At 37.9% G+C, this 10531-nt stretch carries 9 protein-coding genes; 2 read left to right on the forward strand and 7 right to left on the reverse strand.

Translation table 11 applies throughout. The annotated features are described in order from the left end of the window. Nucleotides 1–53: 53 nt before the first annotated feature. Genes QRN68_RS07580 through QRN68_RS07590 form a run of 3 tightly spaced genes read right to left on the reverse strand, consistent with a single transcriptional unit; the run spans nucleotide 54 to nucleotide 1662 of the window. Entirely contained in the window at nucleotides 54–608 is a 555-nt protein-coding gene (locus QRN68_RS07580) for a hypothetical protein (RefSeq protein WP_285396160.1), read from the reverse strand. Continuing rightward, nucleotides 608–1153, reverse strand: coding sequence for a hypothetical protein (locus QRN68_RS07585; RefSeq protein WP_285396161.1), 546 nt, complete (start codon nucleotides 1151–1153; stop codon nucleotides 608–610). The genes QRN68_RS07580 and QRN68_RS07585 overlap by 1 nt, the downstream gene beginning before the upstream one ends. Beyond that, the gene (locus QRN68_RS07590; RefSeq protein WP_285396162.1) at nucleotides 1153–1662 is read right to left on the reverse strand and encodes an RNA polymerase sigma factor; all 510 of its coding nucleotides are present in this window, start codon (nucleotides 1660–1662) and stop codon (nucleotides 1153–1155) included. The genes QRN68_RS07585 and QRN68_RS07590 overlap by 1 nt, the downstream gene beginning before the upstream one ends. Before the next feature lie 155 nt (nucleotides 1663–1817). Between QRN68_RS07590 and QRN68_RS07595 the strand changes: the two genes are divergently transcribed. Together QRN68_RS07595 and QRN68_RS07600 are read left to right on the forward strand one after the other, a co-directional pair. Next, a complete protein-coding gene (locus tag QRN68_RS07595) occupies nucleotides 1818–2237 on the forward strand; it encodes a hypothetical protein (protein WP_285396163.1) in 420 nt (139 codons plus the stop codon). Nucleotides 2238–2249: 12 nt separating this feature from the next. Beyond that, nucleotides 2250–7343, forward strand: a complete 5094-nt coding sequence (locus tag QRN68_RS07600; protein ID WP_285396164.1) for a DUF4132 domain-containing protein — start codon at nucleotides 2250–2252, stop codon at nucleotides 7341–7343. Here the strand turns inward: QRN68_RS07600 and QRN68_RS07605 are convergent. From QRN68_RS07605 to QRN68_RS07620, 4 genes are all read right to left on the reverse strand, one after another. Next, nucleotides 7308–7625 (reverse strand): hypothetical protein, encoded by a 318-nt coding sequence (locus QRN68_RS07605; protein ID WP_285396165.1) that lies wholly within the window; start codon nucleotides 7623–7625, stop codon nucleotides 7308–7310. The two genes, QRN68_RS07600 and QRN68_RS07605, sit on opposite strands and share 36 nt — an antisense overlap. A 257-nt stretch (nucleotides 7626–7882) precedes the next feature. Further along, nucleotides 7883–8614: a hypothetical protein gene (locus QRN68_RS07610; RefSeq protein WP_285396166.1), complete on the reverse strand. Its 732-nt coding sequence runs from the start codon at nucleotides 8612–8614 to the stop codon at nucleotides 7883–7885. Next, a complete protein-coding gene (locus QRN68_RS07615) occupies nucleotides 8607–9944 on the reverse strand; it encodes an AAA family ATPase (RefSeq protein ID WP_285396167.1) in 1338 nt (445 codons plus the stop codon). The genes QRN68_RS07610 and QRN68_RS07615 overlap by 8 nt, the downstream gene beginning before the upstream one ends. 242 nt (nucleotides 9945–10186) lie before the next feature. Next, nucleotides 10187–10471: a hypothetical protein gene (locus tag QRN68_RS07620; RefSeq protein ID WP_481817439.1), complete on the reverse strand. Its 285-nt coding sequence runs from the start codon at nucleotides 10469–10471 to the stop codon at nucleotides 10187–10189. Between the last annotated feature and the right edge of the window lie 60 nt (nucleotides 10472–10531).

Genomic DNA, 10531 nt, shown 5'->3' on the forward strand with positions numbered 1-10531 from the left:
GATGTCAGTGCTCAGTAAGAACAGATTACCTGAAACAAAAAAAGATTCATCGCTTATTCCAGCGAATGGACCTTGGTTTTCTTATAGTATTTATGACACGCTCGAAAATAAAATAAAAAAAATAAAAAAGCAAGCAACTGTAGGACAGAACCTATAAAATGAACATTTTCTCGCATACTTGCATTAACATTTATTGAAAATGACTGTATCACAAAGCCGCACAGCATAAATGCCATAAATTTCTGGTATGTTCTAAATGTTTTAGCTTCTAAAGGTTTATTTTTATGAATGTGCAATAATAATTGGAAAACAACATACATAAAGACGATGAATAAAAATTGCATAAACTGTACCCCAATGTCTCCTAGTATCCTATAGCCTAGCCATCGATCTAGCTCCACAAAAAATGATAATACTACTAATATAATGGCAAAGTTTTTCGACCAACGCTTTAAATTATGAAAAGACGGCAACAGGTGAATACCGTATGCAAAAAATAGGTAGCCAATAAAATCTGGCAATATATCAGTATCAGCTTTTCCCAAAAACAATAAATCTATAAAAACAAAACCCACTCCATTAAATAAATAATCATAAGGATTTTTCATTATTTTTTGCCCCTCTCAATTGTTTTAACAAAGTAATGATCGTGCTCTTGTTGAATCTCATCTATATTATATTGCTTAATCGTATAATCGTAGGATTCGCTATAGCTTGGTTTCATAATAGATTCATCCACGTTTTGATTCTCTGCAAATACTAAGTTCCCAACCCATGCCAAGAAAGACAATGCGAACGTCATGTAGACAAGTTTTCCTCTCGTAAGCCCCTTGAAATAAACGAACAATATAAACAATGAGAGCGTCGACATTAGAAAAATGCACAGTATATTTGTAAGATTTTTCTCCTGATTGATGGATAACTGTGCTGCATTATTCAGTTCGAACGATTGCCCTGCACCAATCACGAAGACAAATAGAAGAGCGGCCAATGTTACAGGAATGGTTAATATCGTTGCAACAGTAAACCATTTTGTTTTCTTTATATGACTCTTTTGTAGCTCTCTACGCAATTGATTTGAAAAATCTATATCCGGATCTTTATCAGGGCGTTTTTTTAGTGCGTCAAATAACTCGTCATCACGTTCTTCCATCAATCATCCCTCCCTACTTTTTTTCGAAGCCTTGCCATCGCTCGGTGAAAATCAACACGTACCTTAACTTCCGAAATATCCAAAATCGTAGCTGTTTCTTGAATTGTGTAGTCTTTTAACATCCTGCAAATAATGATTGTTCGATCATGTGATTTTAACGTCATTAACGCCTCTTGTACTGTTTGCCATTGTTCATGTTGTTCTACAATTTCTTGAGGCTTAGGAACTTCCTGCAATACTGGCTGCCAGTTAAGCTTTTCTGTTAAAATACGCTTTATTTTCTGCTTTCTATGTATGTCTACTGCTGTATTTCGTGCAATTGATAAAATCCAAGTTTTTACTTTATCCTTGTCCTTTAAATTACCCAACTGCTTCATCACCTTGAAAAACGTTTCTTGCGTAATATCTTCTGCCTCTTGCTTGCTATTTGTATAATAAAGCGCAAAATGATACACATCACGATGATAGGAATCGTACAAATGTTCTATTTTTAGTATATCTTTATGCAAAACTTCACCCCACTTTCTACACTCACAAATAAGTCGTCGCAACGATTTATTTGTTACACTTTTCCCGATTTTTTTTATACAACTAGCGTAAAATGCCTCATTCTTTTCACTGTTCACTCTCTTGTATAATGTAATTATTGTAAGGAGGTGTTAGTTTGCGCTTATTTTACCAACAAAAAATAATCGGCAAAAAATTACGTAAACTTAAAAAAATTCCATTCACTATTGAAGAGCCTGTCCATACTTTGAAAGATTTGTTTATCCAACTTGTCACACAAGAGGTTCATCATTATAACGACAAGGTAGTGGATACACTGCTTCATATTTATATAACTGATCAGCAGCTAGAGGATGCAGCGCAACATGGCAAAGTACATTTTGGAGAGAAAAAAAATTCCGCTGCGCAGTCAGTAGATCAAGCAATATCCACCGTTCTTCTAGCCTTTGAAGATGAGCTTTTCTTAGTTCTACAAAACGAGGAGCAGCTAAATTCACTTACTACACCATTAACAATACGAGAAGATGATGTTTTTACATTTATTAAACTAACAATGCTAGCAGGACGCATTTGGTAAGGAGCGATTTCCATGACATTATCACATGATGAAAAAAAACAATTTCAAAGCAAATTAGATACTGCACCAACAGCCATTCAACCAATAGCTACAGCATTACTTCAATTTATGGATACACGTGATTATGGTATTGAGCAGCATATTGCTGATTTGAAGATCACAACGCTTGAGGAGTTATTTACTGGACCTCTTTTCGATGTACTGACACTATTTTCGTCACAAGAACGTGCACTAACTATTAAAAAACTAGCATTACGTTATGATACAACAATGTTTCAGACTGGCATTATGCGTAGATCATTTCGTTCCGCACAACCCGTACAGGACCACCTTTTTCAATGCTTACAATTGATTGAAGAAATGCTGACATTTGAGGAAATAAATCTACAGGAATTACTAATGAATCACAGTCAATTTGAGCATGGTACATACCCTAACTATAGCTCCTTTGTCATTAAAAATGAGAATACGAAAGTAATGCATTTTACTGTTTTTGAACAAATGCTCGCTGAAGAACTGTCATTACAAAACCCTGTGATTGAAGAAGCGGTTGAAAATATATTATTTGATGAGCATCAGGGTAGCTTTTTTGGCTATCCACTGATAAGAGGTATTTTCAAATCAACAAATGCTCGTATGCATGAGGCACTTGGTAAACTATTAGTTGCTGCTGCCCGTCAAGAGGGGCTACGCCAAGCCATTGTAGAAAATATTGACCATGGCACATTAGATGCACAGCTTACCATTATGAAGCTTATTCAGGAGCATCAGCTCACTCGCTTCTCCTCCGTGATTCGCGCAGTCGATACATGGATGGGCCTTGGCTATAATAGCTTCGAAAATCAAAAAGTAACAGAGGAAGTATTAGCATTAGCGATTCAAGCAATTGAAGACGATCAGTTCACCATTGAGCTACTGAGAAGCGCGAGAACGATCGATATTTACGTGGCACTTTGGGCAATTTCTACAAAAGATTACACGAAGCTCAATACTATTTTGCCAGAGTTGTTAAAACGCGAAAAACATATCCAGCTGACAACACTTGCATTTTTAAAAAATCTAGGAAAAACTTCCTTCACAGCACAGTATGTCAAGGATCTTATTTTAACAACGAAGGATATTGAGCTATTTACATTTGCTTGGGGCAATTTCCTATATGCAAATAAACATATTAATAGTGAATATGCTAGAGATAACGATTGGGTTAAAGATTTACATAAGTTCATGCAGGACAATACCCAGCTACATGGCATTGAATACTCTCTATTTGAACAGATTGAATGGGCAAAGAGCGAAGTCACGAAAGATGGTATAACAATAACAGGAAAACCTTTATCATTCATCTATGCACACTTGTCGTTAGAAGATTTAATTTCAACACAAATAATTTTAGCCCACTATTCACAAGATGAAGAGCTATTTCAACGTATTATTGCGAATGCGGATTCTTACTCTCCTACAAGTAGAATAGGCCTTCTTAATATTTATTGTCTTGACGATACTGATACTACGCAAGGAAAGCGCGATTTTCTATTTAGCGCTTTACGAGATCGTAGCTCCATTAATCGTTCCCTTGCGTTGAACAAAATACAATCACTAACACCTACAGACGAGGAAATTTTAAAAATCGAGGACCTTTTAGCAAATAAATCAGGCTCACTTCGTAAAGAAGCCATTTCACTCTTAAAGCTACAGTCGCCAGAGAAAATATTGCAAAGTTCCGAGCGACTCATCCAGGACAAAAAGCAGTTGAAGCGACTTGGTGGGCTTGAGTTGTTGTTGGAAGCCTCTAAAGAGCATCACCTATCTAGCGAGCAAATTACCGTATTATGTGATCTGCTACCGAAAATAACAAAGACTGAGCAAGTGCTGTTAGATCAATTGTTAACAAGTGATGTTCCTGAATATAACGAGGAAAATGGCTTTGGTTTATATACGCCACACCCTCCCATTCAATATGACAAGATCACTAATATTGATATAAAGATGAATGGTGTAGAAGCATGGCAGCAGCTTGTTCCTTTATATACGCAGGCAACGATGCCACTTGAAAAATTCTTTGAGTATGATGTAGAGAAGCTTTTGTTAAAGCTTGAACAACTTATTCAACTATTAGATGCGAATGCCCACTATGAATACGAAACATATCGATGGGATGATACGCCGATCACAACAACATTAGGACAAACATTTAATATTGTTGCTTCGAAAACAGAAAATAATCGAAATGCAAGTCTCGATGTATATCCGATACCAGATGAAATTCTCCAGTGGATAAAGACGTCTAAATTCAGTACTGAGGATTTAGCTTATTTTAACTTTTATAACAATCTATCTGAACATCCTGCGGCACATGAACTGAGCGAAGCAGCACAAGCCTTAATCGCTCCCTTCTTTAATTATGCAGAAATAAAAGAACGTGTTGCTAAGTTTAGCAACTTAAAGTATCAGCGAATAGTGGAACGAATTTTCACTGTACTTTCGCAAGATTTAGATACTATTTCTGGAGAGCAGGCGCTTCATAAAGAGGTCGTCGCATTACTAACTCAGCATGCACCAGAGTTTAATGCTTTTGAACAGGCGATCGGTATTATGCTTCAGCTTTTAACACAAATATCTGCCGAGCAGTGGAAGCTTGATGTACGAGAGAGGGACTATTATTATAACTCTACTTCAACTATGGTAGATTTAGATGTTATCAGTGCTTTTGTCCATCTTTGCTTCTCTGACTATACGACTTACGGTGAATATGTCAAAATGCTTGCCATTAACGAAGAGTTAACAAAGAGGCGGCAGAACGAGCAATATTGCCCAATTATATACAAGCTAAACCTATTCCAATACTTAGATGCTTTTAATGCAGGCTTATTCACTAAGGATCATTTATTTGAAACCATCTTCACAGATACATTAGCCTCTGAAATACTAGATGAACCAAGTAAATTAACGAAGCGTTATCAAGAGTCATTTGAAGACTTATCGAATCTCTTTGCTGTTCGTGAGCAAGCCATTGATCGCATTTTAGAAATAGAGCTTATGCGTGGTGATATTCCTACAGCAGTAACGAAACTCGCTAGTAGAGTTTCTTATATAGAGGGTATTGATTGTTTCTTCAAGATTTTACAAGCACTAGATGGTGAAAAACTTGCTCGTGGCTATAGTTGGCAAGCAGAAACGAAAAAGGCTGTTTTTTCTCGCCTACTCACAAACTGCTATCCTAAAAAGGGTGAAACTGCACAGCATTTAAAAAGTGCGTGGGAAAAAACGGATATTTCAAAAGAACGCCTAATTGAAGCAATGATGTATAACCAGCATTGGATAGACCTTATTAGTGAAGTGATTGGCTGGGAAGGATTAAAAGAATCAGCATGGTACTTTATCGCCCATACTACCGACTATTTATGGGACTTTGCTAAAGATCAAATTGCCCTATTCTCAAGCATTACTGCTGAAGATTTCCGTGACGGTGCATTTGATTTAACTTGGTTCCAAAGTGCGTATCAAACACTTGGTGCAAAAAGATTCAAGCTCGTATATGATGCAGCAAAATACGCGTCGGAGGGAGCTAACCACCGTCGAGCACAGCTTTATGCAGATACAGCAATAGGCAAGCTTAGCCCAAAACCGTTAATGGAAGAAATTCGCGATAAACGCAATAAAGATAAACTACGCTCACTCGGACTGATTCCACTGAAAAAATCGGATCAAAAGGATGCACTAACACGCTATCAATTCATCCAACAGTTTTTAAAGGAAAGCAAACAATTTGGCGCACAGCGTCGTGCTAGTGAAGCACGTGCAGCCAGCATCGCGCTCGAAAATTTAGCACGTAATGCAGGAGATGGCGAAACAACTCGCTTCACATGGCGCATGGAGCTAGCAGCCTTTACCGATATAAAGCATTTATTCGATGCACAACAAATCGAACATATCACTGCACAGCTACAAATTGAAGAAGATGCAAGTGTCACGATTATCGTTGAAAAAGATGGAAAACGACTAAAAAATATTCCTGCTGCACTGAAAAAGCAGGAGCAAGTTTTAGCATTACAAGAGGCAAGAAAAGAATTGCAGATGCAATATAAACGAGCACGCCCAGCACTTGAACAGGCGATGGAGCATGAAACTAAATTCTCTGCCGAAGAGCTGATTAATTTATTAGAGCACCCGATTTTAGCTCCGCTTCTCCAAAAGCTCGTCTTTAAAAATGAAGAACATTTAGGATTGCTAACCGAGGATGGTCTCAAGCTACTATCAGATGAAATAATATCTCTTGCTCCAACAGCAACATTAATGATTGCCCATCCGTATCACCTGCTTGAAAGTGGACAATGGCGACAATGGCAAGCTTATATGTTTGAGCAAAAAATAAAACAGCCATTTAAGCAAATATTCCGCGAGCTGTATGTAATAAATGCAGATGAAAAGGAACAAAAGAGATCATTACGCTATGCGGGGCATCAAGTGAATCCTTCTCAAACGGTTGCACTCCTAAAAACACGCGGCTGGCAAATTAGTTATGATGAAGGACCACGAAAAGTGTATTACAAGGAAAACATCGTTGCTTCCTTGTATGCGCAGGCAGATTGGTTTACGCCAGCAGAAATCGAAGCACCAGCTATTGAAGGCGTCTATTTCTATAATCGTTTAACAGGTAAAGCCCTAGTATTAGATGACATTCCTGCAACGATATTCTCTGAAGTGATGCGAGATATTGACCTCGTTGTGAGTGTTGCACATGTAGGTGGTGTTGACCCTGAAGCGAGTCATTCTACAATTGACATGCGCAGTGTTATTGTGGAGGAATTAGCGAAGCTATTAAAACTAACAAATGTCGACGTGAAAAAGCAGCATGCACTTATTGAAGGCAAACTTGCAAGCTATTCATTGCACTTAGGCAGTGGAGTTGTCCATCAAGTGGGCGGCTCAATGATTCCAATACTCGCTGTACCATCTCAGCACCGAGGTCGCATTTTCTTACCAATGGTGGATGACGATCCGCGTACAGCCGAAATCATGTCAAAGCTTTTACTGTTAAGTGAAGATACAAAAATCAAAGATCCAGCTATTTTAGGACATATTCGCAGCTACGAGCAAATGCGCTAAAGACTCATGTGCATAAAAAACGGGAAATACTGCTAGATTATTTTCGTCACCTGTTGTTAAATTATCAATGCCCTCCATTCTAATATTGGAGGGCATTTCGCGTTGTTGAAAAACATAAAGTAGGGCTCCTCGGCAAAACGAGTGGTTGATTTCCGTTCCGACTGGGCGCTTTGTAGCTGTCGCTACTCTTTCGCACAGACAAAAAATTTGTAGCTGCCGCTTCGCTTTCGCTACAGAAAACATTTGTTGTCGCTGTCGCACAGATAAAACATTTGAGGTCACGAAGGCGTTATCACAGGACGTGATGTTTTTAGCCTTCGTTCCTCTACTTGCTCGATCCAGGATCTCATCTGTACCTGATCACTTTTTCGGCATACCCGAGCGGTTTTGGGCGTTACCCGATCACTTTTTCTCCACACCCGAGCGGTTTTGAGCGTTACCCGATCACTTTTTCTCCATACCCGAGCAGTTTTGAGCGTTACCCGATCACTTTTTCTCCATACCCGAGCAGTTTTAGGCATTACCTACCGGAGGGCATTTTATTGTACATCTGATTTAATCATTTCAAATAATAAGGGCACATTCGTTCCGCGCTGTAACGAATTACAGCCCTCCATTAAAAATGACCAGCTCATTTTCATCTTTTCTTTGTACGGAAGCTCTGAGTTAACTGGAAGAAATTCTGTTAAATATTCTTCTATGGAGCTCGATAAACTTTCCATAAATTCATCAGCTTTTTGCACCTTTTCCGTTGCTACTTCATTACGCTCATTCCATAGAACATGCTCCAAGTTTGTAGAAAAATAAAATAGCTGATACGGTATTTTTAATCGTTGAATGCTAAAATGATCATTCGCCACAAGGATTTTAGCATTATTCGCCTTCATTTCATTACGTTGCTCGATTTGTTCCTTACGCTTCTCAGATTTCACCAATATTGCCTCTTCTGAGTAATATAAATTTTCTTCAATATCTTCCTTCACCTTGACAAATTCAGGGGCGATAAAGCAACCATCTGCATCTGTAATATGAACGACAGCGGTTAAATCCTTCGCTAAAAACTTATACTTCTCCAAATAGCTCTGAATCACTCGTACAACACTATTTTTAATATTAGGTACTCGTTTATTAGCATCCCACTTCGTTAAAATATCCTCCCTTTGTACATCGAAACGAATCGTAGAATTTGCAAAATGTTCATCTAGATAATCCTCTAATACAATTTGCTCCGTCTGCCCTTCTACAATGATTAATAGAACCTTTTTAGTCATACTGGACACCTGCTTTTCGAAAAGCACGTTTGATTTTAAAAATCTTCGTTTCCTTATAAACCTCTTCATCCTGTCCACCCAGCTGAATGGCACGTAAATAAACATCTCGAGCATTATTTACCTCTTTAATACCCTTTAGCTGCATATAACGACGATCCTCATTCGTTGTTGTAAACCATAAGTTTTTAATAGCAAGCACCTCTAACACACGTAAATTATGAGACGTGAAAATAAGCTGCCCTTTTCCATCCTCATCAATCACTGTTAACAACTCGCCTAACAAATATTCAAAAACACCAGAATCTAATTCATCAATTACTACACAAGCATTTGGGTTGTTATAAACAGCAATGAGCACACTGAGCACAGAAATAATTTTCAAAATGCCTTCTGATTCTGTCCGAAGTGGTAATTCGCGCTCTCCTCGCTTAGATAAAAATTCAAAACGGATTCCTTTTTCGCCATTATCCATAGTTTGTTTTGTAATCACATTAATATTTATTGTCAAGCCTGGAATAATCGCTGATAATACACGATTACTTTGCTCGATCACTTCACACAACACGTAAAACGCATCCTCTGGCAATAACGCTGAATCCTTCAAATCATAAGAAATAAAACCACGAGTTTTGTCTAGATGAATACTAAATGGCATGATACGCTCTTCAAATAGTGGTGCGATATTTTGATTATTAACGACATGTAAATCACGATTAAAATCTATTGCTAAATTATGAAGCAATTGCATTTCTAACTCTGACAAGCTGTCCTGTAATAATGGTTTTAAATCTTTATGAAAGACAAAGGACGTATATTGTTTTTTTGCTAATTGCTGAATGACAAGTAATTGGATACGCATTTTTTCATTCATATCAGAAAGATTTGCTTTACGTATTTGTAGATCTTCCTCTGTAACATTAACTAGAATCTTCGAGCGCTTCCCTTTCGCGTTTTCTCTGTAAGCTACACGTTCAACTGTTGTGTACAATCTGTTTTCATCCTCTTGTAACTCTACATAATAATTGAGAAAAAATGTGCCTAGTGGATTTTCTACTAGAAACTCGAATTCAATACTTGCCGTATCCTCCCCTGCCATAATTAATCTTTTTTCTTGAGATGGTAATTTAACTTCCGTAATCCAACCAGAGATAAGTGCCTTTAACAAGCCAAATGCATCTACAATCGTTGTTTTCCCGGAGCCATTTTGTCCGTATAACCCTACAACATTTGCCTTAAGAAATGTGTCAAAGTTCACCGCTAATACGATTTCACCATGTCGTACATTTCGTAAATTTTGTATCTTTATTCTTTTGATTTTTATAGTTGTCATTTAACAAAACATCCTTTAAGGCTATTTCCTACTATTATAATTAAAATCGGCATTTTTTATAACAATTTCTATTTTAAAAACTGATATCATTAGCAAATATTCACACATAGTTTAAAGCCTATGACCAATCATAATAGTGAGCATATGTTAGAAAAGAAAAGATGAAGAAAGGTGTGTTTCATTGGTCAATCCTAGATTAACTCCCGAAGATGAAAATATGGATTTTAACATTCCGTATCATCCTAGCATGTCACCTGGTAGTTCCTATCCACCTTCGTATCCAATGCAGCCATATCCATCACAACCATACCCTTCGCGTCCTCCGATGCCATACCCATCACAACCATATCCTTCGCGTCCTTCGATGCCAAATCCATCACAACCATATCCTTCGCGTCCTTCGATGCCATATCCGTCACAACCATATCCTTCGCGTCCTTCGATGCCATATCCATCACAACCATACCCTTCGCGTCCTCCGATGCCATACCCATCACAACCATATCCTTCGCGCCCTCCGATGCCATATCCGTCACAACCATATCCTTCGCGCCCTCCGATGCCATATCCGTCACAACCATATCCTT

Origin of the sequence: Lysinibacillus sp. fls2-241-R2A-57 (genome assembly GCF_030209535.1) — a bacterium.
Classification (GTDB): Bacteria; Bacillota; Bacilli; order Bacillales_A; family Planococcaceae; genus Lysinibacillus.

Coding starts and splice junctions, on each gene's coding strand:
- QRN68_RS07580 (WP_285396160.1), bottom strand. CDS start 608: ATGAAAAATCCTTATGATTATTTATTTAATGGAGTGGGTTTTGTTTTT.
- QRN68_RS07585 (WP_285396161.1), bottom strand. CDS start 1,153: ATGGAAGAACGTGATGACGAGTTATTTGACGCACTAAAAAAACGCCCT.
- QRN68_RS07600 (WP_285396164.1), top strand. CDS start 2,250: ATGACATTATCACATGATGAAAAAAAACAATTTCAAAGCAAATTAGAT.
- QRN68_RS07610 (WP_285396166.1), bottom strand. CDS start 8,614: ATGACTAAAAAGGTTCTATTAATCATTGTAGAAGGGCAGACGGAGCAA.
- QRN68_RS07615 (WP_285396167.1), bottom strand. CDS start 9,944: ATGACAACTATAAAAATCAAAAGAATAAAGATACAAAATTTACGAAAT.
- QRN68_RS07620 (WP_481817439.1), bottom strand. CDS start 10,471: ATGGCATCGGAGGGCGCGAAGGATATGGTTGTGATGGGTATGGCATCG.